Here is a 20,086-nt window from a genome sequence, read left to right as displayed (position 1 = left end):
ACGAATCAACCGCCCCTCAATTCCACTCTATATCAGAATTTACCCATGCTCGATCCCCGTCCTGTTCCCCTGCACACCCTCAAAGTTTCCTGCTCGAACTGCAGCTTACGAGAGCTGTGCCTGCCTCTTGGTCTGAACCGAGAGGAAATGTCACAGCTTGACGCGGTGATCCGACAGAGTCGCCGCGTCAAACGCGGTGAATATCTGTTTCGAGCGGGAGACCCTTTCCGAGCTTTATTCGCGGTCCGCACCGGCTTTTTCAAAAATTGTGTGTCTAGCCATGATGGTCGTGAACAAGTCACCGGGTTTCACATGTCTGGTGATCTCATGGGGTTGGATGGCATCAGTAGCAACACCCACGGTTGTGATGCACAAGCTTTGGAAGATTCGGATGTCTGTGAGCTGCCGTTTGCGCGCTTGGAACTCCTCGGGCGAGATATTCCGAGCCTACAACGTCATTTCTTCCGCCTGATGAGTCGTGAAATTGTACGCGACCAAAGTGTGATGTTATTGCTTGGCAATATGAAAGCGGAAGAACGATTGGCCGCCTTTTTGCTGAATTTATCGCAACGCCTCTCCGCCAGAGGGTTTGCCGCCAACGACTTTGTTTTACGGATGAGTCGTGAAGAAATTGGCAGTTTCTTAGGCCTGAAACTCGAAACAGTGAGCCGCACGCTTTCGAAATTCCAAGCAAACGGTTGGATTAGCGTTGACCATAAACATATCCGCCTGCTCCAACCAGAACACTTAAAACAACTGGTCAGTGGTTGTGCAGGCGGTTTTGCTGACGATCACAGCGCCCACGCCTAATGAGCCGTTGCCGTCTTGTCTGAAGTCGCCTCATGCCATGGGGCGACTTTTACCAGTAGCAACATCCCCGGTATTGCCAACACCGTACACAGCAAGAAAAACGGTGTCCATCCTAATGCTTCCACTAAATAGCCAGTTCCGGCATTGATGACCGTACGCGGTACGGCAGATAAGCTGGTGAATAGCGCCAGTTGGGTGGCGGTATACAGTGGGTGGGTCGCACGGGCAATAAAAGCAATAAACGCCGCCGAACCCAAACCCACCCCCAACGCCTCGGCTGAAATCACTAAGGCTAAAGTCAGTTTATCTGGGCCGACTTGGTCGAGAATGACAAAGCCCAAAATTGTCACCATCTGCACCACGCCAAATAACCATAAGGCGCGATTGATGCCGAGCTTTAACATCCAAATTCCACCGAGTAAACCACCTATCACAGCAGGCCAAAGCCCGGCATGTTTGGCGATCAATCCAATATCAGATTTTGTAAATCCCGTATCAAGATAAAACGGCGTCGCCAGTGCGGTTGCCATGCTGTCACCGAGCTTATATAGGAAGATAAATCCTAAAATCAGTAGCGCATGTTGCCATCCAGCCCGATCAATAAATTCACGAAATGGCTCTACCACGGCTTCGCGTAAAGTGCGCGGTGCAGCGCCTTGCAACATCGGTTCACTCACCGTCAACGTCATCAACAGCCCCGGCAGCATAAAGAGAGCGGTGATCCAAAAGACAGTTGGCCACGGTAAATGGTCAGCCAAGATCAGCGACAAGGAACCGGGAATTAAACTCGCCAGACGATAAGCATTGATATGAATAGAATTCCCTAGCCCCAATTCAGCATCGGGCAAAATTTCACGCCGATAGGCATCCAACACAATATCTTGGCTGGCGCTAAAAAAGGCCACCGCCACCGCCAACACCGCAATCGACCAAATATCTTGTTGTGGTTGAAAAGCGGCAAAGCCAGCGAGCGAGGCAATCAAGCCCACCTGTGTTGCCAACATCCAGCCACGCCGCCGCCCTAGTGGCAAACTAAAGCGGTCCATCAAGGGCGACCAAATAAACTTCCAAGTGTAGGGCAACTGAATCAGCGCAAATAAGCCAATCGCTTTTAAGTCAACGCCCTCGGTGCGTAACCATGCCGGTAAAAGATTGATCAAAAAATACAGCGGCAAACCGGACGCAAAGCCAGTAAAAATACAAATTAACATGCGCCGATTGAACAAGGCCTGCCAATTCATACTGCACGCCCGATACGATAAAACGCCAAACTGCCGAGCAAATTGGGCAAGAAATCAATTCGACTACCGCCGTCCATCACCACCCGCTCTTTGACCTCAATCTGATTTTTGGCGCACAGCGCTTCAAAATCTCGCAACATACACAAATGAATGTTAGGGGTGTTGTGCCAATCGTACGGAATAGTTTCTGAAACCGGCATGTGGCCTTGCAAAATTTGCAGACGGTTTTTCCAATAGCCAAAATTGGGGAAAGACACAATCGCCTCACGGCCTACACGCAACATTTCGACCATGATTTGTTCAATATGGCGCATCGCTTGAATGGTTTGTGATAACACCACCACATCAAACGCATCACTCTGAAAATCGGATAAACCCGCTTCTAAGTCACCTTGCACCACGTTGATCCCGCTGCTCACGCAGCGAATCACATTATTGACATCAATCTCAACACCATAGCCGACGACTTTTTTGTGTTGGCTGAGATAGGCTAATAATTGGCCATCGCCACACCCCAAATCTAACACCCGACTGCGGGCAGGAATCCAATCGGCAATCAACTGTAGGTCACTGCGTAACATCATACCCCCGCTTTCAACGCGACAAGATTGAGATAAGCATGCATCAAAGCCACATACGGTGGGTCGGTCATTAAAAACGCATCATGCCCATGCGCCGACTCAATCTCGGCGTAGCTGACCGTTTTTTGTGCATCAATCAGGGCTTTAACAATTTCTTTTGATCTGGCTGGTGAAAAACGCCAATCGGTGGTAAACGCCGCAATTAAAAACTTGGCTTCAGCACGCTGCAATGCGCGTGCGAGGTCCCCCTGTCCCCATTCAGTGCCGGGGTCGAAGTAATCTAGCGCCTTGGTCATCAACAGATAGGTGTTGGCATCAAAATAATCGGAAAATTTATCGCCCTGATAACGCAGATAACTTTCGATTTCAAACTCAACATCGTAACCAAACTTATATTCGCCCGAGCGCAACAGACGACCAAATTTTTCGCCCATGCCATCATCGGACAAATAAGTGATATGCCCCAGCATTCTCGCTAAACGCAGGCCCCGTCGGGGAATAGCGTCTTTTTGATAAAAATCACCGCCATAAAATTCGGGGTCGGTCAAAATGGCCTGCCGCGCAACGTCATTGAACGCGATATTTTGTGCGGTCAATTTTGGCGCTGAGGCAATTACTAAAGCATGGTGCAAACGGTCGGGAAAACGAATCGACCATTCCAACGCTTGCATACCGCCCAAACTGCCACCAATCACCGCCGCCCAACAGCGAATGCCTAAATAATCAGCCAACCGAGCTTGTGCATGTACCCAATCGGGCACAGTTACAACCGGAAAACTCGAACCATAGGGCTGACCCGTTGCCGGATTGATTGAGCGAGGGCCTGTCGAACCATGACACCCGCCGAGATTGTTGACGCCAACGACGAAAAAGCGGTCCGTATCAATCGGTTTTCCTGGGCCAACCATATTGTCCCACCAACCGGCCGCCTTATCGTCTGGGTGATGACGACCGGCAACATGGTGGTGACCAGATAGGGCATGGCAGATCAGAATGGCATTCGAGGCTTGTTGATTCAGCGTGCCATAGGTTTCAAACACTAACTCATAGCTAGGTAAGACATGACCACTGGCTAAAGTCAGTGGCGTGGAAAAATGGGCCGTCTGTGGACAGACCAAACCAACAGAATGTGGGTCGTGGTTCATCGGTCTCGATCAGCAAAAAATAAAGAAAAAGGATTATACCGCTGCCGCTTGCTGCACAGGCAGCCAGCCCGTGATAATCGTCTTTCGTTTTTCCTTTGCGAAAGCCTGCTGTGATTGGCCGTTTACTGCGCTTTTTTTTATTTGTCTTGCTGGTGGTATGGCTATTACGTCGTTTATTAGGGTATGAACAGAAAAAAACGCTAAGAGAATGGATCACTACACTGGCACAAGCTTTAGTCATTAGTTCTGTTTTATTCTTTGCTTTGTACTTGTTTGGCATCTCTTTGCACTAAAGAGCACGAGTGATGCTGAAAGCAAATTCGACAGCAAGATTGTTGCAATGCATGCTGCACAATCTGTGCTTTCGTGCATAATGTGGCAGCCTTGTTTAAGCCGGTTTGCCTAAAAACGCCGCTTTGGTTTAACTCATGACCTTTAAGTAGATTTGTTATTGTGAACCTTGCTGACACCGCCTCTGTCGCCTTACATCCCATTTTGCTACAGCGCCTGCGCCGAGGCATGTTGTGGTTCTTTTTGTTTTTATGTGTCAGTACCAGCATTTTCATCGGCTGGACCATTCTCGACCACTATCAAAGAACCACTGCCGATGCCAATGCGCGGATGGTGACCTTGGCAAAAGCGCTGGAAACCCATATTGATGCCTCGATGCAAATTGTCGCTGCACATATGCGCGTGTTAGCGGAAGACCAAGATTGGCGTAATGCCGTCCGCCGAGGGGATGAAGCAACGGCTTTCTCGCGTTTGAAGCAAGAAGTCGAACTCTTACCGCAACTGACGTTAATTGGTGCCGCAGGGCATGATGGCCGAGTGTTAGCCAGTTCGTTGCGCTATCCAGTCGGTCAAGCCTCGGTTGCCGAGCGTGATTTTTTCTTAGGCAGTATTAGGCGTACTGACGATGCAGCACATCTGTTCCGCCCCGCCCCCGCTGCTTTAAATAAATCGGTGATTTATCTCCCGCTGAGTATGCCCTTACTCGATAGCACAGCAACACGTAGCGAGGGGGTGTTAGTTGCCGGTATCAATCCAACCTATTATCACCGCTTTTATCGCTCGCTAAGCCTGCCAGAAAACATGACCGTGGATATGGTACGTGATGATGGGATTCGTCTGATCCACCATCCGCAAAGCACCACGCCATTTGGTGAAGATGTCCGCGATACGCTCTATTTCCGCCACCTACGCCGGCTTGGTACTTCGGGTTTGTTTGAAGTAGTACATGACGGCAAAGACATGGTGTATGCCGGCAGTCGTTTGTCAGGTTTTCCGCTGACCGTGGTAGTCGGTTTACCCAAGTCGGAAGTCTTCAACGACTGGTATCGTGATTCCTTAAATCGTTTGTTGATGGCGGGGTTGATGATTGCGGCGGTTGGGGTGTCGCTCTATTTGCTCAATCGACAAATCCATCGCCTGCAACAAAGCGAAGAAGAACGTCAACTGGCAGAACAAGCGTTAGTGAACAGTGAACAACTGTTGCGTTTGTCCTTGGATGCTGCTGAAACAGGCTTATATCGACTTGACCTCAAGAGCTTGGAATTAACGGTTGATTTAGATTGTTTAGATTGGCCAGACTTTGATTTTTCTCGCCATCGGTATCCGCTTGAGGAATGGACCGCGCTTGTTCACCCTGAAGATCGTTGGATGTTAGAACGGGTGGCGCAAGTCCCACACAATAATCAACAACATATTCGACTTGAATACCGTTTGCATGTCGGTAACGATTACCACTGGGTATCGGTACAAGGGCAGTTTATCGACCCAGATGAACACGGTGTCCCACAGCGGCAAGTCGGCACCATCAACGATATTCACCGGCGCAAAGAAGCGGAATCCCGCGTGGCTTACAACGCCCGTTTTGATGCGCTCACCGGCTTGGCCAACCGCTATTACCTTAGCGAACGCCTAGAAGAAGCCATCTTGCGCGCACAAGAGGGGCAATACCATGTTGGGGTATTGTTCATCGACTTAGACCACTTCAAAAATATCAATGATTCCCTTGGTCATGCGGTTGGTGATGAGGTGTTAAAACAAGTAGCGGCGCGCTTGGCTGACTATTTGTCATCGGAAGACACCTTAGCGCGGTTAGGCGGTGATGAGTTTTTGATTGTTCTGCCACGGATTCAGAATGAACGCGAGGCAGTCGAATTAGCTGGCGCGATTGTGACCGCCATGTCGATGCCAGTGGTAGTAGATGGACGCGAACTGACGGCCTCGTCCACTGTCGGGATCAGTATTTATCCTCGTGATGGTGAACAGGCGGATGTGCTGATTCGCAATGCCGATGCTGCGATGTATCAAGCCAAGGCACGCGGCAGAAACAACTTTGGTCTTTATACGCCTTCACTGAATGCCGATGCCGCTGAACGGCTCGAGTTGGAAAGTCAATTACGCACCGCCCATTTGCGTGGCGAATTGCGTTTATTTTATCAACCGCAAGTCGATGCCCAAACGGGTGTGGTGATTGGTGCCGAGGCCTTGATGCGTTGGGTTCACCCTGAATTAGGGATGATTTCACCAGGAAAATTTATCCCCATTGCCGAGTCATCTGGTTTGATTGTACCGATGGGAACATGGGCGCTTAACGAAGCCTGTCGACAAAGCCGCGAGTGGCAAGAAGCAGGATTGCCAGACCTCACCATCGCCGTCAACTTGTCGAGTTTACAGTTCCAACAAGCGAATTTTGTCGATTTAGTCGCCGATGCCTTGCGCGAATCAGGTATCCGGCCTTCTTGTCTTGAACTGGAATTGACAGAAAGCATTGTGATGTTTGATGTCGATCAGGTGGTGGCCATTATCGACCAACTGAAGCTGCTGGGGATTCAACTGTCGATTGATGACTTTGGTACCGGCTATTCTAGCTTGTCTTATCTGAAGCGTTTTAATGTCGATAAGTTAAAAATTGACCAAAGCTTTGTCCGTGATTTGCCGGGCAACAGCAGTGATGCAGCGATTGTGCGAGCCATGATTGCGCTTGGGCGTAATCTGCATTTGAAGTTGATTGCAGAAGGGGTGGAAACAGCAGAACAAGCGGCATTCTTGGCCCAAGAAGGGGCAGATGAGTTGCAAGGCTATTATTTTGCCAAGCCGATGCCTGCAGCACAATTCGCCGATTTTTTAGCGCAAAATCACCGACAACCCCATTAACAGTTTTAGCAAAGGTCTAAATCCTTGCTTAATACGTGCAATTTTTTGTGGCTTCGTGCAAAAATCCCCGTCCTAGACGGGTTTTTTTGTTAAATTGCCAGCCTTTATGGGCGACAACAGCCCAGCATGATTTGAACCCTATTTTGGTGCGAACTGACGCTATGATATCTCCTCAACATATTTTGATTGTCGATCATCAAATCTCACGGTGTGTACTGTTAACAGAACGGTTACGGACACGTGGAGTGCGTGCGGTGCGCCGTGTTCCTTCTATCGAGATGGCACTGCAAGCCCTCGACCAAGACGTCACCGACTTGGTGTTCTGTGCTGTTGATTTGCCACAGTTGGCTGGCATTGCGCTGTTGCGTGCCCTTGCTGCACGCCCATCGAACCCCACCCTCGTGTTGTATGGTGAACTGGATCCTGCCCTACTGGCGACGGCCGATCGGATGGCAGAAGCGTTGGGGCTCAAAACATTAGGCTGGAGCAGCACGCCAGCTGACGATGCCGTCCTTGATGCCTTGTTTACGCGCATCCACAACGACGATATGCCAGAACCACCGGCAGTGGTGCCACCGGAAACCATCGACGATATCGTGCGTGGTATTGCCAATAACGAATTTGAGTCGTTCTTCCAACCCATTCTTGATCTGAAGAATAACCGTGTCGTCGGCGTTGAGGCGTTGGCGCGTTGGCGTCATCGTGAAAAAGGGCTGATTCACCCAGCCAGCTTTATTCCGGTCTTGGAACGCTTTGACATGATGGATGCCATTACCGGCATCATGGTTGATCGTGCAGCGGCGGCTTGCCGTCGTTGGTTAGATGATGGGATTCGCTTATCGGTTGCGATTAACTTATCGGCTGTCTCGTTGTCTGATACCGAATTGGCGGACGAATTGGCCGCACGTGTCTTACGTCATGGCGTACCCCCTGCGCGTTTTGTGTTTGAATTTAGCGAAACGGGGATCAATGCCCATCCGGCTGATGCGCTAGAGAATGTGTTACGGCTGCGGATGCACGGCTTTGGTTTGGCGATTGACGACTTTGGTGTCGGTGGTGCCTCGTTAAAACAACTGTCTGCACTGCCCTTTACCCAATTGAAAATTGACCGTGCCTTTGTGCATGGTGCAGCAGGCGACCCCACTTTGTCGTCAATTTTGGAAACCGGCTTGTCGTTGGCGCGCCGCTTAGGATTAGAAGCCGTCGCCGAGGGGGTGGAGCGCGAAGCCGATATGGAATTACTGCGCCAGCTCGGATGTGATCGTGTACAAGGTTATGCCTCTGGGGAAGCCCTGCCAGAAGCAGAGTTTTTGGCTTGGTTAAAAGCACGCGGCGAGGCATAAATCATGAATATCCATGTGGTGAACCACCCTTTGGTACAACATAAGCTTGGCCTATTGCGTGAAGCAGGGGTCAGTACCAATAAATTCCGTACCTTGACGCAAGAATTAGCGCGTTTGTTGGCCTATGAGGCCACACGCGATTTTGAAGTGGAAACGGTCACGATTGATGGCTGGTGTGGCCCAATCGATGTGCAACAGATTAAGGGTAAAAAGGTCACGGTAGTGCCGATTTTACGTGCGGGTCTGGGCATGTTAGATGGGGTTTTAGATTTGGTTCCGTCAGCCAAAATCAGTGTGGTGGGTCTCTACCGCAATGAAGAAACCCTCGAACCCGTCCCCTACTTTGATAAATTTGTGGATGCGTTAGATGAACGTATTGCCCTGATTATCGACCCCATGTTAGCAACAGGGGGTTCGATGGTTGCCACAATTGATTTGCTGAAGCGTAAGGGATGTAAAAATATTCGTGCGGTGGTGATGGTTGCTGCCCCAGAAGGGGTGACAGCTGTCAATGCAGCCCACCCCGATGTGGACATCTACTCGGCCTCGCTCGATAGTCATCTCAACGAACAAGGCTATATCATTCCAGGGCTAGGAGATGCCGGAGATAAAATCTTCGGTACTAAACACGCCTGATCGGGTGTGTTGTTTTTTATTTTTTGCTGGACGAAATTTGTATGCCCAATGTTGCTGAAGCCCGTGGCTTGCTCAATAGCGCCGATATTTTGTTTACTGCTGCCGAAGTTGATGCAGCGGTTGACCGTATGGCGACAGAAATTACTGCCAAGCTGGGCGAGACCTATCCTCTCGTGTTATCCGTCATGGGGGGCGCGGTCGTCTTTACTGGCCAATTGTTGCCTCGCTTGTTATTCCCCCTCGATTTTGATTACGTCCATGTCAGCCGCTATGGTGATAAAACCCACGGTGGTGAATTGGTGTGGCGGACTTCACCAAAAGAAGATGTCCGCGACCGCGTGGTGTTGGTATTAGATGACATCTTGGACGAAGGCGAAACGATGGCAGCCATTCGCGACAAGGTGCTGAGCATGGGGGCGAAATCGTTCCACAGTGCTGTGTTTGCCAATAAATTGATTAGCAAAGCCAAACCTATCAAAGCAGACTTTGTTGGATTGGATGTCCCTGATCGTTATGTATTTGGTTATGGCATGGATGTGCGCGGTTTATGGCGTAATCTTCCTGCTATTCATGCCTTAAAGTGAGTGAATTATGTTAGCCATCATCGGGGGTAGCGGGCTGTCTCGTTTACCAGGTTTGGACATCACGCATCGCCAAGTGATGCGTACACCCTATGGTGAACCATCCTGTCCCCTCTCTTTCGGACAAATCGCTGGCCGACAGATTGTCTTTCTAGCCCGACATGGCTATGGCCATTCTCTTGCACCACATGAGATTAACTACCGCGCTAATATTTGGGCGCTGGCTGAAATTGGCGTCAGTGGTATTTTGGCGGTAGGGTCTGTCGGGGGGATTCACCCTGAATTGACCACTGGTGTGTTAGCAGTACCTGATCAAATCATCGACTATACCCATAGTCGGGCCGCGACTTTTTTTGAAGGCCCTGATCAGCCAGTAGTGCATGTCGATTTTAGCTATCCCTATGATGCAACGCTGCGTTGCCGTCTGCTTGAAGCAGCGGCAACGTTGGCCATTTCCGTTCATGATGGCGGCTGCTATGCTGCCACTCAGGGGCCCCGTTTAGAAACAGCCGCCGAAATTCGCCGTCTTAGTCAAGATGGGGCGGATATGGTGGGGATGACGGGAATGCCCGAAGCGGCACTTGCACGCGAAAAACACTTACCCTATGCCACATTAGCCGTAGTCGCCAATCGGGCGGCAGGGTTAAACGGCGCAGGGGTGGAAATTGATTTTCAAGCAAACCAAGCTGCTTTCCTTCAAGGTCTCGATCAGGCTCGGCGTATCTTGGTTGCGTGTTGTTCTCCGATTTAAGAGTCTCTTTATATTGGCTTGCCACGATAAAACAAGCCACCTTACCCTCATCAGGAGTGTTAGAAATGACCGAAAAATACCGCCTAGTCACCCGCAGCGACTTTGACGGTCTGGTGTGTGCCGCTTTGCTGAAACATCTGGATTTGATCGACGATATCTTGTTTGTGCATCCTAAAGATATGCAAGATGGCAAGATCGAAATCTCTGGCCGCGACATTACAACTAACCTGCCTTACGTCAAAGGCTGCTATCTTGCTTTTGACCACCATCTGAGCGAAACCCTACGCAATGATGGCAACATCACCAACCACATCATCAGCCCAGATGCACCGTCGGCAGCACGCGTGGTGTGGGAATATTACGGTGGCCATCAGGCCTTCCCTGCCGCATGGGATGAAATGATGGATGCCGTGGATAAAGGCGACTCAGCGAACTTCACCACCGAAGAAATTTTGCATCCTGATGGTTGGGTATTGCTGAATTTCTTGATGGATGCACGGACAGGTTTAGGGCGATTCCGTGAGTTCCGCATCAGTAACTATCAACTGATGATGAAACTTATCGACTATTGCCGCACTCACACCATTGAAGACATTTTGCATTTGCCAGATGTGCTAGAGCGTGTTGATCTGTATTTTGAACACAAAGATCGCGCCCTAGATCAGCTGCGTCGTTGCACCAAAGTACATGGCAATTTGTTGGTGTTAGATTTGCGTGAAGAAGACACGATTTGGGCCACCAATCGCTTCACACTGTACGCCTTATTCCCACAATGCAATATCTCGGTGCATGTGCTGTGGGGTTTGAAACAGCAAAACACCGTGTTTGCCATTGGCAAATCAATTGTCAACCGTAGCTCGAACACCAACGTCGGCGAGCTGTGCCTCAGCTATGGCGGTGGGGGTCACTTGAATGCAGGAACTTGCCAAGTTGAGAACGATAACGCGGCTGAAGTGCTAGATGTGATTATTCAAAAAATCAATGCTGATGGTTAATTTGACATTGAAGTAACTCAGCAAGAGGTACGTTGCCATGTCTGTCTGTCCTATTTTGAAAATGGGTGATCCCAGATTATTGCGTCTTGCCGATCCAGTGACAGCGTTTAATACGCCAGAACTGCATCAGTTATTGACCAATCTACGCGATACGATGGCAGCCACAGGTGGAGCAGGCTTGGCAGCGCCACAAATTGGGGTCAATCTGCAAGTCGTGATTTTTGGAACGGGTGAAAAACTTGCTCGCTATCCAAATGCCGACCCCATTCCCCCCACCGTATTAATCAACCCAACTCTGACCCCTTTGGGTGCCGAGATGGAAGATAACTGGGAAGGCTGTTTGTCTATCCCCGGACTGCGTGGCCTCGTCCCTCGTTATACCCGTTTACGTTATCAAGGTTTCAATGAATTCGGCGACCTGATTGACCGAACAGTCGATGATTTTCACGCCCGCGTGGTGCAACATGAATGCGATCACTTGTGGGGCATCCTTTATCCAATGCGGATGAAAGACATGCGCCAATTTGGTTTTACTGATGTGTTATTTCCCGATCTGGCCTAATTCGGTTATCTATGATCAGCAAGGAATCACCGCGTGTGGCATCGCTAAGAAATAACCTTGCACCCAATCACACCCCACATCTTGTGCGAGGGAAAGTTGTAATTGATGTTCTATTCCCTCGCAAACCACTGTCGCGCCCATTTGATGTAAGTGCTCAACAATCTTGGGTAAGGCCAATCTCACTTTTGGTTCAACAACTGCCCTTTGGATAAGTAACCGATCCAACTTCACGATATCTGGTTCTAATAACCACACTCGATCTAGGTTTGAGTGTCCCGCACCAAAATCGTCTAAAGCAATTAGAAAACCTTGTTGACGATAGCTATTGACTGCCTCAAGTAACAGCAAATTATCATCGACGGCATCTTCGACAATTTCTAAAGTAATTTGTGGTGGAGACAGTCCTGCAATCTGTAAAATATCAGCAAAAAAACGACCATGTCCTGTTTTAACGCCAATCAGGTGGAACGCATTAATATTTAAAAAGATAGAAAAACTGGGGGTTGGCACTTGTCTTAGTAGATTAGCAATATGTAATACCCTGACCAAACGATCAAGAAATATTGCTCGAGCAGGCATTCTTTCCGTGGTGAATAAAAGATTAGGCGGAATTGAGTGGCGATTACTCGACACTCTCGCTAAAGCTTCAACCGCAATAATTTTTTTCTCGAAAGAAAAGATGGGTTGATACGCAGAGGTAATTTCCCATTCATCAAAGTGGGCATAAATTTTTTGCTCACGACCAAAAAAAACACGCTGATCTAGTGATGCTTCTGCAAAGAATGTATTTGCAGTGTCTAACAAATTGCAAATCGTGGGCGTGTTCACCAGATGCAATATATCAAAGTTACCCATAACATTTTAATGCCTTTTTATTTTTACAAATGAATATTAACATCCTCCATTTTAGATAAAAAATAATATATAAAGATTCTCTCATAGCAAAAAGTTATAAAGCCCTCGATCAAGATCGAGGGCGAGTAGCAAACATCAAAGTTTTGCAATGGAAACTTCTGTCGATTTCACAAAGGCAATGACTTGATCACCCACTTTCAAATCCAGATCTTTGACTGAACGGGTTGTGATCACTGAGGTCACCAGTCCTGCCGGTGTATTGACGTCAACCTCTGACAGCACAGGCCCTTCTAAGATTTCAACAATATTGCCTTTAAATTGATTGCGAACGTTAATAGATTTGATTGACATTTCAATTTCCTTTTCAAATTGCCCAACGTAGTTGTTGCCATTGTTGGCTCACATATTTGGTTACGCTGGGTGGAGATAAAACCGTTTGTGGTGTTGCTAAAATACGATGCAAAATTTTTTGCTCATATTCGACCAACAGTGCTTGTGCTGCTGAACGTGGTCTTGCTAAATCTATTTTAAGATCTAATCCAATTTTACCCCCTTCTAATAAAATGACTCGATCTGCCAGTTTGACAGCCTCATTGACATCATGGGTGACCAATACCACAGTAAAACCATGTTTCTGCCATAGCTTTTCGATCAATTGCTGCATATCTATGCGAGTTAAAGCATCTAATGCACCTAGTGGTTCATCTAATAACAATAACTGTGGCTGATGAATCAAAGCTCGTGCTAATGCCACACGCTGCTTTTGTCCACCAGATAAACGAGCCGGCCATTCTTGTGCTTTATCAGACAAGCCAACTTCGTCTAATACTTGATAGGCTTTTTCCTGCCACGGACCAGATAATCCTAATCCCACATTGTCAATCACGCGTTTCCAAGGCAACAAGCGAGGATCTTGAAACATGACTCTAATTTGCTGCTGTTGATCATGATTACCAAAGATTATTTCTCCGGAGCTGGGTTGATCTAACCGAGACAGCAATCGTAATAACGTGCTCTTACCACAACCAGAACGTCCCACTAATGTGACAAACTCACCTGCAGCAATCTCTAAATCAACTTCATTTAATACTTTCTTGTCAGAAAATTGCTGAGATACTTTCTTCAAATCAATCTTTAATGCAGATGATGTCTCAACGTGATGGATATCATTTTTCATCATCTTTTCCTCAATTCAAATAAGCAGAGTGCCATTTAAGTGCAACACGCTCAATGGCTCGGGCAAGCATATCGACTAATTTACCTAACACTGCATACAGCAAGATAGCTAATACAACAATGTCAGTTTGAAGAAACTCTCTGGCATTCATCGCAAGATAGCCAATTCCAGAAGAGGCAGAAATTGTTTCAGCGACAATTAAAATCACCCATGCAAACCCTAAAGAGAAGCGTACACCAACTAAAATAGAAGGTAGTGCACCGGGTAGTAAAACATCCTTAAATAATTGCCAACCCTTTAGGCCATAACTACTTGCCATCTCTAGCAATTGTTGATCAATTGATCGAATGCCGTGGTAGGTATTCAGATAGACTGGGAATAATGTACCAAAGGCAACTAAGAAAATTTTTGCTCCTTCATCAATTCCAAACCACAAAATAACTAATGGAATTAAGGCAAGAGGTGGAATATTTCTTAACATTTGCAAGGTGGTATCAAAAGTATTTTCAGCGACTTTTGACAAACCCGCAGCAAGCCCAAGGATGAATCCAAGTCCACCACCAATCAGAAAACCTAATAAAACACGAAAGAAACTGATTTTTAAGTGGGCAATTAACTCACCATTGGAAAGTAAATCCCAACCTGCCACCAAAACAGCAGATGGGGCAGGTAAAATGCGGCTGTGCAACCACCCCACTTCAGCAGCAAACTGCCACCCACCAAATAGCAAAGCAGGAACACACCAAGGCACCAAAGGACGTAACCACGTTGACACAGCCATTACATCACTCCTATGAAGCAGACACTAACTGCGCTGGGGGCGCGATATTAGCGATGGTTTCACCAAATGGTGTTAGAAAAGCAACATCGGGGGTCAGGGGTTGGGCACGATCAGGCAAGTGAGGGAATAACAATTCGGCCACGCGGTAAGCTTCTTCCAGATGTGGATAACCCGATAACACAAACGTATCTATGCCGAGTGCTTGATATTCTTTCAGTCGTGCGGCTACTGTCGGGCCATCCCCTACCAAAGCAGTGCCTGCACCACCGCGCACCAAGCCGACCCCCGCCCACAGATTTGGACTGACTTCGAGTTGATCGCGTTTTCCACCGTGTAAGGCAGACATCCGCCGTTGGCCTTCGGAATCGGTTTTAGCAAAGGCATTCTGTGCTGCAGCAATTGTGTCATCGTCTAATCGACTGATTAATTCATCTGCTGCTTGCCATGCGGCTTCATTACTTTCTCGAACGATGACGTGAACCCGTAAACCAAATTTCACCTCCCGTCCTCGTAGTGCTGCACGTGCTTTTACGTCAGCAATTTTCTCTGCGACTGCCGCAGGTGGCTCTGCCCATGTCAGGTAAGTATCAATATGCTCTGCGGCCAGTTCATGTGCCGCAACAGAGGATCCACCAAAATATAAAGGTGGATGAGGACGTTGCACTGGTGGGAATAAGACCTTGGCGCCTTCCACATCAATGTATTGCCCTTGTAATGACACGGTTTCTCCGGCCAATACGCCCTTCCAAACATGCAAGAATTCACTTGCAGCATGGTAGCGTTCATCATGAGATAGCTTTACACCGTCGCCAGCAAATTCATTTGGATCCCCGCCTGCTACGACATTGACTAATAGACGTCCTCCGGAAAGCCGATCAAATGTAGAAGCCATCCGCGCAGCCACCGTGGGTTGCATGATGCCTGGACGAACTGCCACCAAAAACTTCAGGCGCTTTGTCAATGGAATCAATGTTGCAGCAGCCACCCACGGATCTTCGCATGAACGACCGGTAGGAATCAGCGCGCCGTTGAACCCCAAACGATCTGCTGCCTGAGCAATTTGCCCCAAATAAGCTTGATCTACTGCCCTTGCACCTTCTGCAGTTCCTAAGTAACGACCATCACCATGAGTTGGAAAAAACCAAAAAATATTCATTTCGACTCCAAAATGGGTAAAAAAATTATTGCAATACGGCTTGTTGCACAGAAATCCGCTTCGGAATAAGTTTTAGATCAGCAAAAACATCTGCGATTTTTTGTTGCTCTTGAATCACAACAGAAGAGATCGGGGAGACGCCAAAACTATATCGGCTGGTCGCCAATGAAACGATGTCTGTTGGCAACCCAATTTGAGGCGCGAGAAATGCTGTCACTTGCTCTGGGTTTGCCTTACCCCATTGATCAATTCGATCCAGTTCTTCTAGGACAATCTTGGTAATTTTTGGGTTTTTCTGTGCAAAATCTCGACGGGCAAGATAGAACTGATGGTTTTTTACAATCCCTTTACCATCCGCAATCACCCGAGCCCCGATCTGTTTTTCTGCTGCGGCAAGGAAAGGATCCCAAATGGCCCAAGCATCGACACTACCCCGCTCAAAAGCAGCGCGAGCATCGGCAGGAGGTAAGAAAACCGTTTGAACATCGCTGTATTTCAAGCCATGTTTCTCTAATGCTTTAACCAGCAAGTAATGCACATTAGAGCCTTTATTAAGAGCAATTTTCTTGCCTTTTAAATCTGCAACAGAACGAATGGTTGAGTTTTTTTGCACAACAATCGCTTCTGATGAGGGAGCCGGCGGCTCATTACCAATGTAAACCAAATCAGCACCCGCAGCTTGAGCAAAGATCGGGGGGGCTTCTCCTGTTGTTCCAATATCTATCGATCCGACATTTAAGCCTTCAAGTAGCTGGGGGCCAGCAGGAAATTCAGTCCATTTAACTTCAATACCATCTGCTTTAAGCCTTTGCTCTAGATTGCCTTTGGCTTTGAGAATGACTAACGTGCCATATTTTTGGTAACCAATTCTGACGGTGTCTGCATGACTTGGCAGATGGATGAGTGCTACAACGCTGGCAGCCAAGATAGTGGGAAGAAAACGTTTTAGAGACATTTTGATATCCTTTCTTAATTTTTCTTGACGCAAAATTTTTAGACACTGACTCGAGCATCACGAACACGCTCAGATAACCAAGCATCTTCTAATGGACGAGGGAAACGACGATGTAGCTGTTCAACAAATTGATCTAATGCAAGGTCTAATCGTTGTGTCAGCTCACTCTCGAGGCCGACCAATTCACCAGCTTGGCTTGGACGTGTAATTTGTTTATCAATAGCAAACACACCAGGCAAAATCTCACCTGCTTTTAATGCCGTCAAAACAGGTTTAAGGGCGTAATCGACGGCAAGCATATGTGCAGTTGTGCCGCCGGTAGCAATCGGGAGCACCACTTTATTGTGCAGTCCGCGTTCGGGGATGAGATCGAGCAGTGTTTTGAGTGCGCCAGAGTAAGCTGCTTTATAAACTGGGGTCGCAACAATCAAGCCGTGGCTTTGTTGAACTTGTTGCAAAAATTGTTGTACCGCCAAACTGTTAAAGCGGCCATATAACAAATCTTCGGCAGGTAACGAGAAGGGTGTCACAACTTCAGTGTTGAAACCGTACGCATTCAAGTAGCGTAAGGCCACATCAACTAGGGCTGCAGTTCGAGAGTTTTCGCTCGGGCTGCCAATGAGGGCAAGAACAGACATCACAACTCCTATCCATGTGCTGTGTTAGCAATGGAAACAAGCGTAACGCCAAATTTTAATAATTAAAAATTATATTTTTTACACCATTAATTCCAAAAAAGTCTATCAAGCATAAGGGAGGGGTGCGCATCATGTGTTGTGGTGTCCCCATCCGGATCAATACACATACGTCTTTGTCATGCTTGGAGGAAGATTTGCTTGGTGACAGTTTGATCGTAGAGGCTTTAAAATCGCAGGCTGATTTTATTTAATCAAAAAGGTTTTGGATGTTATTGGAGCTTGTAGCTATCTGATAACGCCCCCCTGAATCAGATAGGTGGGATTGTTATCGATAGGCAAAAAATCGCATAGGCATAAAAAGCCCTTGCTAGTTTTGTACAACTACAAGATAGCCAAAATGAATATCTCAAAGCCTGAACAAAAAACCTTGCATGTTCTTGCAAAAGGTGGCCGCATTGTCCACATCCGAAGTGAGTTGGGCCACATCACTCAAGTGGATTGTTACACGCGGGAAGGGTTTATCCTGACCGAATGTACGATGACCATTTTCAAAAAACTCCGCGCTAAAAAATTGATTAGTTCAAAAAATGGTCAACCTTATATGATCAATAAAGCTGGCTTACGCGCTGTTCGCGCGCAATTAGATAATCAATAGGGGGGTGAGATGAAAATTGAAATCAGAAAAGAAAAGCCAGCAGATATTGATGCCATTTTTTCTGTCACAGAAAAAGCATTTTTGAATGCTCAACACACACAACATACTGAACAATTCATTGTCAATGCTTTGCGTAACAATCAAGCACTATCATTATCGCTGGTTGCACTGCATAACAATATTATTGTTGGCCATGTTGCCTTTTCGCCAGTCAGTATTTCTGGCTGTCATCAGCATTGGTTAGGTGTGGGGCCTATTTCGGTTTTGCCTCATGTTCAAAACCGAGGGATTGGGACTCAGTTGATGCAGGCGGGGCTCGATTGGTTGGCGAATGTTGGTATCGACGGTTGTGTGTTGGTAGGGGATCCCAGATTCTATTCGCGATTTGGATTTTCTGCTCAGCATGGTTTGATTTTGCCAGATGTACCAGCAGAATACTTGTTAGCAAAAAGTATCAGTGGTGTGATTCCACAAGGGATTGTAACGTTTAACGAGGCATTCCAAGCCAAGCAATAAGTAGTCTGATGGCAGGGTAGAAACGATCTTGGATTTACCCTGCCACAGATTATATGATCAAATTAAGAGAGTTTTTCTAATAATTTCTCAATTACTTTTTCAATTCCTAATTCTTTGGATTGCAACTTAAATAGATTTTCTCGGGCTTGTTCGATAATTTCGCGAATGGCCAATTCTTGGGTTTCTTTTAAGTCATAACACATAATCAATGATTGCAAAGACTCGGTCATCTCGTACATATTTCGATCACCTTGTTGCCGCAAGTCGCGTAATTCTTGTTGGAGTTCTGACGACGCCTCTAACAATTCTTTTTTTGTATCGGTTAATGCCTCGGCCTGTTTATCTACCAATTCGTGGGCTTGTATCCGAGATGCCGCCAAATCCAGTCCCTCGACAATCTGAGCAACATGGTCTTTGATTCGAGTATAACGGTCAACATCCTCTATTGGCATGTTTCTAACTAAAACCGTTGCATGTTCGCTATTAAAAACCACTTGTTTTTTATACTCAAATACCTGCCCCATATTTTTCATGTGTTCTAACACCGATTTTTCAATCGGTGAAGCATGATGCTCTTCAATACCATTCATTGACCGAATTTCAATCGAGGCATTTAAACCAAATTGGTTCAATGCCTTAAGAGCAATATGCAATAGTTTATTCTGGGTATCGCAAAACGAAACTTTCTTAAAAAAGTTTAATGTAATATCTGTTTCACCCAGGGCACTCAACGCAGAAAACGAAGTTTGCTGAGATTGAATCGCATAGTTTTCTGCTTCTTTACGAGCACAAGACAGCGCATACAAACGACTCACTTTAGCGAGTAATTCTTCGGGAACAGCAGGTTTGGAAAAGTAATCATCTGCCCCTGCTTGGTAGGCATTGAGGCGATCTTGGATATCGTCGAGAGACGATAAAATCAATACTAGACAATCATTGAGATGAGGATATTCCCTGATTTTTTCGCACAGCTGATAGCCGTTCATCCCAGGTAATTCAAGATCAAGGATAGCCACCGAGGGGTGTAAATGTTCGAGCTCACACAACGCGGTTTCAGCATCTTCATAACTGACCACTTCGAAAGTGTCTTTAAAAAGATGGTTCACCCACAAACGTTGCATTGGGTCGTCATCGACATGAAGCAGGGTATCCACCGACTCTCATCCTTAATTAGTATATTTTCGATCTTATCGTAACTTAAACACCAAAAAACTAAAAGAACATGTTAAAAAAGTCATTTTTATACCGATTTGCAGAGCAATTTAATTCCAAGAAAATTTCACAACACGAAAAAAAACGCCCCACACCATAGCGGTATGAGGCGTTTTTTTAAATCGGGAAAAGAGAGTAAACAACCCGCGACTGAAGTTGCAGGCTTTATCGTAGGACGAGACAATGTCTATCCCCGACATTAGGCCGGTTTACAACAGCCCTTGGCGAGACGGCAGTCTCGCCAATCCACCGATATTAGCGCCTCGGTGGAGAACGGCTACAGATCCTGTGCTCCCACCGCTTTGCGGTAACCTGGGATGCCGGCCACCGAAAA

The 20,086-nt window shown here is 47.1% G+C and carries 22 protein-coding genes; 11 read left to right on the top strand and 11 right to left on the bottom strand.

The annotated features are described in order from the left end of the window. Positions 1–45 precede the first annotated feature (45 nt). Positions 46–810, top strand: a complete 765-nt coding sequence (fnr, locus tag ACTBZS_RS02675) for a fumarate/nitrate reduction transcriptional regulator Fnr (protein WP_052165436.1) — start codon at positions 46–48, stop codon at positions 808–810. Here the strand turns inward: fnr and ACTBZS_RS02670 are convergent. Genes ACTBZS_RS02670 through metX form a run of 3 tightly spaced genes read right to left on the bottom strand, consistent with a single transcriptional unit; the run spans position 807 to position 3,777 of the window. Continuing rightward, positions 807–2,051, bottom strand: a complete 1,245-nt coding sequence (locus tag ACTBZS_RS02670; protein ID WP_022654298.1) for an AmpG family muropeptide MFS transporter — start codon at positions 2,049–2,051, stop codon at positions 807–809. The two genes, fnr and ACTBZS_RS02670, sit on opposite strands and share 4 nt — an antisense overlap. After that, complete coding sequence (gene metW / locus ACTBZS_RS02665) at positions 2,048–2,635, bottom strand: methionine biosynthesis protein MetW (protein WP_022654299.1); 588 nt, start codon at positions 2,633–2,635, stop codon at positions 2,048–2,050. Before metW ends, ACTBZS_RS02670 begins: the two co-directional genes overlap by 4 nt. Continuing rightward, positions 2,632–3,777, bottom strand: a complete 1,146-nt coding sequence (gene metX, locus ACTBZS_RS02660) for a homoserine O-succinyltransferase MetX (protein ID WP_022654300.1) — start codon at positions 3,775–3,777, stop codon at positions 2,632–2,634. The genes metW and metX overlap by 4 nt, the downstream gene beginning before the upstream one ends. Before the next feature lie 95 nt (positions 3,778–3,872). Between metX and ACTBZS_RS02655 the strand changes: the two genes are divergently transcribed. The 8 genes from ACTBZS_RS02655 (at position 3,873) to ACTBZS_RS02620 (ending at position 11,807) form a co-directional block, all read left to right on the top strand. Beyond that, on the top strand, positions 3,873–4,070 hold the full coding sequence (locus tag ACTBZS_RS02655) for a protein MIGRI (protein ID WP_245556785.1): 198 nt from the start codon (positions 3,873–3,875) through the stop codon (positions 4,068–4,070). A gap of 160 nt (positions 4,071–4,230) precedes the next feature. Beyond that, positions 4,231–6,939: a bifunctional diguanylate cyclase/phosphodiesterase gene (locus ACTBZS_RS02650; RefSeq protein ID WP_463043186.1), complete on the top strand. Its 2,709-nt coding sequence runs from the start codon at positions 4,231–4,233 to the stop codon at positions 6,937–6,939. Positions 6,940–7,100: 161 nt separating this feature from the next. After that, positions 7,101–8,282, top strand: a complete 1,182-nt coding sequence (locus ACTBZS_RS02645; protein ID WP_460430300.1) for an EAL domain-containing response regulator — start codon at positions 7,101–7,103, stop codon at positions 8,280–8,282. A 3-nt stretch (positions 8,283–8,285) separates the two neighbouring features. Further along, positions 8,286–8,918, top strand: coding sequence for a uracil phosphoribosyltransferase (gene upp, locus ACTBZS_RS02640; RefSeq protein WP_463043185.1), 633 nt, complete (start codon positions 8,286–8,288; stop codon positions 8,916–8,918). Between the two features lie 41 nt (positions 8,919–8,959). Further along, entirely contained in the window at positions 8,960–9,502 is a 543-nt protein-coding gene (locus tag ACTBZS_RS02635) for a hypoxanthine-guanine phosphoribosyltransferase (RefSeq protein ID WP_460430298.1), read from the top strand. Between the two features lie 7 nt (positions 9,503–9,509). Further along, entirely contained in the window at positions 9,510–10,250 is a 741-nt protein-coding gene (locus ACTBZS_RS02630; protein ID WP_460430297.1) for an S-methyl-5'-thioinosine phosphorylase, read from the top strand. Positions 10,251–10,315: 65 nt separating this feature from the next. After that, entirely contained in the window at positions 10,316–11,245 is a 930-nt protein-coding gene (locus tag ACTBZS_RS02625; RefSeq protein WP_460430296.1) for a DHH family phosphoesterase, read from the top strand. Between the two features lie 37 nt (positions 11,246–11,282). Continuing rightward, positions 11,283–11,807 (top strand): peptide deformylase, encoded by a 525-nt coding sequence (locus ACTBZS_RS02620; RefSeq protein WP_022653739.1) that lies wholly within the window; start codon positions 11,283–11,285, stop codon positions 11,805–11,807. A gap of 15 nt (positions 11,808–11,822) precedes the next feature. On the opposite strand, the gene ACTBZS_RS02615 is transcribed toward ACTBZS_RS02620, so the two are convergent. The 7 genes from ACTBZS_RS02615 to ssuE form a co-directional block, all read right to left on the bottom strand. Continuing rightward, positions 11,823–12,662 carry an EAL domain-containing protein gene (locus ACTBZS_RS02615; protein WP_460430295.1) on the bottom strand — a complete coding sequence of 280 codons (840 nt, stop codon included), beginning with the start codon at positions 12,660–12,662 and terminating at the stop codon, positions 11,823–11,825. A gap of 135 nt (positions 12,663–12,797) precedes the next feature. Beyond that, positions 12,798–13,013 (bottom strand): TOBE domain-containing protein, encoded by a 216-nt coding sequence (locus tag ACTBZS_RS02610; protein WP_022653741.1) that lies wholly within the window; start codon positions 13,011–13,013, stop codon positions 12,798–12,800. Between the two features lie 13 nt (positions 13,014–13,026). Then, positions 13,027–13,839, bottom strand: a complete 813-nt coding sequence (locus ACTBZS_RS02605; RefSeq protein ID WP_022653742.1) for an ATP-binding cassette domain-containing protein — start codon at positions 13,837–13,839, stop codon at positions 13,027–13,029. Between the two features lie 10 nt (positions 13,840–13,849). After that, positions 13,850–14,620, bottom strand: a complete 771-nt coding sequence (gene ssuC, locus ACTBZS_RS02600; protein ID WP_463043184.1) for an aliphatic sulfonate ABC transporter permease SsuC — start codon at positions 14,618–14,620, stop codon at positions 13,850–13,852. Positions 14,621–14,630: 10 nt separating this feature from the next. After that, positions 14,631–15,776: an FMNH2-dependent alkanesulfonate monooxygenase gene (gene ssuD / locus ACTBZS_RS02595; RefSeq protein ID WP_022653744.1), complete on the bottom strand. Its 1,146-nt coding sequence runs from the start codon at positions 15,774–15,776 to the stop codon at positions 14,631–14,633. Between the two features lie 25 nt (positions 15,777–15,801). After that, positions 15,802–16,731 carry a sulfonate ABC transporter substrate-binding protein gene (locus ACTBZS_RS02590; protein ID WP_022653745.1) on the bottom strand — a complete coding sequence of 310 codons (930 nt, stop codon included), beginning with the start codon at positions 16,729–16,731 and terminating at the stop codon, positions 15,802–15,804. A 38-nt stretch (positions 16,732–16,769) separates the two neighbouring features. Continuing rightward, positions 16,770–17,369 (bottom strand): NADPH-dependent FMN reductase, encoded by a 600-nt coding sequence (gene ssuE / locus ACTBZS_RS02585; protein ID WP_022653746.1) that lies wholly within the window; start codon positions 17,367–17,369, stop codon positions 16,770–16,772. A gap of 397 nt (positions 17,370–17,766) precedes the next feature. On the opposite strand from ssuE, the gene ACTBZS_RS02580 reads away from it, so the two are divergent. Further along, positions 17,767–18,024: a YjhX family toxin gene (locus tag ACTBZS_RS02580; protein ID WP_463043183.1), complete on the top strand. Its 258-nt coding sequence runs from the start codon at positions 17,767–17,769 to the stop codon at positions 18,022–18,024. Positions 18,025–18,033: 9 nt separating this feature from the next. After that, entirely contained in the window at positions 18,034–18,540 is a 507-nt protein-coding gene (locus ACTBZS_RS02575; RefSeq protein ID WP_463043182.1) for a GNAT family N-acetyltransferase, read from the top strand. A 62-nt stretch (positions 18,541–18,602) separates the two neighbouring features. Here ACTBZS_RS02575 and ACTBZS_RS02570 read toward each other — a convergent pair whose 3' ends face one another. Then, on the bottom strand, positions 18,603–19,694 hold the full coding sequence (locus tag ACTBZS_RS02570; RefSeq protein ID WP_460430292.1) for a response regulator transcription factor: 1,092 nt from the start codon (positions 19,692–19,694) through the stop codon (positions 18,603–18,605). Positions 19,695–20,086 lie beyond the last annotated feature (392 nt).

It is taken from the genome of Aquaspirillum sp. (assembly GCF_055136605.1).
The sequence above is the reverse complement of the archived record's forward strand: the minus strand, read 5'-3'. Positions and strand labels throughout refer to the sequence as shown.

Bases quoted from the DNA above. Each gene is read 5' to 3' on its own strand.
- fnr (WP_052165436.1), top strand. From the start codon at position 46: ATGCTCGATCCCCGTCCTGTTCCCCTGCACACCCTCAAAGTTTCCTGC.
- ACTBZS_RS02670 (WP_022654298.1), bottom strand. From the start codon at position 2,051: ATGAATTGGCAGGCCTTGTTCAATCGGCGCATGTTAATTTGTATTTTT.
- metW (WP_022654299.1), bottom strand. From the start codon at position 2,635: ATGATGTTACGCAGTGACCTACAGTTGATTGCCGATTGGATTCCTGCC.
- metX (WP_022654300.1), bottom strand. From the start codon at position 3,777: ATGAACCACGACCCACATTCTGTTGGTTTGGTCTGTCCACAGACGGCC.
- ACTBZS_RS02645 (WP_460430300.1), top strand. From the start codon at position 7,101: ATGATATCTCCTCAACATATTTTGATTGTCGATCATCAAATCTCACGG.
- upp (WP_463043185.1), top strand. From the start codon at position 8,286: ATGAATATCCATGTGGTGAACCACCCTTTGGTACAACATAAGCTTGGC.
- ACTBZS_RS02635 (WP_460430298.1), top strand. From the start codon at position 8,960: ATGCCCAATGTTGCTGAAGCCCGTGGCTTGCTCAATAGCGCCGATATT.
- ACTBZS_RS02630 (WP_460430297.1), top strand. From the start codon at position 9,510: ATGTTAGCCATCATCGGGGGTAGCGGGCTGTCTCGTTTACCAGGTTTG.
- ACTBZS_RS02625 (WP_460430296.1), top strand. From the start codon at position 10,316: ATGACCGAAAAATACCGCCTAGTCACCCGCAGCGACTTTGACGGTCTG.
- ACTBZS_RS02620 (WP_022653739.1), top strand. From the start codon at position 11,283: ATGTCTGTCTGTCCTATTTTGAAAATGGGTGATCCCAGATTATTGCGT.
- ACTBZS_RS02615 (WP_460430295.1), bottom strand. From the start codon at position 12,662: ATGGGTAACTTTGATATATTGCATCTGGTGAACACGCCCACGATTTGC.
- ACTBZS_RS02610 (WP_022653741.1), bottom strand. From the start codon at position 13,013: ATGTCAATCAAATCTATTAACGTTCGCAATCAATTTAAAGGCAATATT.
- ACTBZS_RS02605 (WP_022653742.1), bottom strand. From the start codon at position 13,839: ATGAAAAATGATATCCATCACGTTGAGACATCATCTGCATTAAAGATT.
- ssuC (WP_463043184.1), bottom strand. From the start codon at position 14,620: ATGGCTGTGTCAACGTGGTTACGTCCTTTGGTGCCTTGGTGTGTTCCT.
- ssuD (WP_022653744.1), bottom strand. From the start codon at position 15,776: ATGAATATTTTTTGGTTTTTTCCAACTCATGGTGATGGTCGTTACTTA.
- ACTBZS_RS02590 (WP_022653745.1), bottom strand. From the start codon at position 16,731: ATGTCTCTAAAACGTTTTCTTCCCACTATCTTGGCTGCCAGCGTTGTA.
- ssuE (WP_022653746.1), bottom strand. From the start codon at position 17,369: ATGTCTGTTCTTGCCCTCATTGGCAGCCCGAGCGAAAACTCTCGAACT.
- ACTBZS_RS02580 (WP_463043183.1), top strand. From the start codon at position 17,767: ATGAATATCTCAAAGCCTGAACAAAAAACCTTGCATGTTCTTGCAAAA.
- ACTBZS_RS02575 (WP_463043182.1), top strand. From the start codon at position 18,034: ATGAAAATTGAAATCAGAAAAGAAAAGCCAGCAGATATTGATGCCATT.